The following is a 946-nucleotide window of genomic DNA, read 5'->3' as shown; positions in this document are numbered from 1 at the left end:
GCCGGCGGGGCGCCCGACTTCCTCGGCGGCGCGGCGGCCGCCTACGCCGCGCCCCTGCTCGACGGCGCCGCGCGCGACGACGCGGCGGACGGGATGACCGACGCGCTGCGCGACGCGCTCGCGGCCCGCGACCTCGTGGTGGAGCGCGAGCTGGCGCGCGGCGGGATGGCGGTGGTCTACCTGGCGCGCGACGTCCGCCACGACCGGCGGGTCGCGATCAAGGTGCTGCCGCGCGACTCGCTCGACGCCGGCCGCGTCGAGCGGTTCCTGGCGGAGATCCGCGTGACCGCGGGGCTGTCGCACCCGCACGTGCTGCCGCTGCACGCGTCGGGCGAGGGCGACGGGCGGCCGTACTACGTCACGCCGTTCGTCGCCGGCGAGTCGCTGCGGCAGCGGCTCGCCCGCGACGGCGCGCTCCCCGCCGCCGAGGCCGCGCGCCTGCTGCGCGACGTCGCGAGCGCGCTCGACCACGCGCACCGGCGCGGCGTCGTGCACCGCGACGTGAAGCCCGAGAACGTGCTGCTCACCGAGGACGGGCACGCGGTGGTGGCCGACTTCGGCATCGCCCGGGCGGTGCGGGCCGCGTCGCCGCGCCGCACGCTGCCGGGCGTCGCGTTCGGCACGCCCGCGTACCTGGCGCCCGAGCAGGCGCGCGGCGATCCCGCCGCCGACCACCGCGCGGACCTCTACGCGCTCGGCGTGGTGGCGTACGAGGCGCTCGCGGGGGAGCACCCGTTCGGCGCGCGCCCGCCGGAGGAGATGGTGGCGGCCCACCTGGGCGAGACGCCGCCGCCGCTCGCCGGCCGGCGGCCGGAGCTGCCGCGCGCGCTGACGGCGCTGGTGACGCGACTGCTCGACAAGGACCCGGCGCGCCGCCCGCCCGACGCGGCGGCCGTGGTGCGGGCGCTGGAGGGACGGGACGCGCCCGATGGGCGGCGCCGACCGC

1 protein-coding gene is annotated in these 946 nt (G+C 80.4%); it reads left to right on the top strand.

Annotation, left to right across the window (positions count from 1 at the left end; genetic code table 11):
- Positions 1–946 (top strand): serine/threonine-protein kinase (locus PYV61_RS25880; RefSeq protein ID WP_275836770.1); only part of this gene is annotated, 946 nt, incomplete at both ends.

The sequence above is a fragment of the Roseisolibacter sp. H3M3-2 genome (genome assembly GCF_029211165.1).
GTDB lineage: Bacteria > Gemmatimonadota > Gemmatimonadetes > Gemmatimonadales > Gemmatimonadaceae > Roseisolibacter.
The sequence above is the reverse complement of the archived record's forward strand: the minus strand, read 5'-3'. Positions and strand labels throughout refer to the sequence as shown.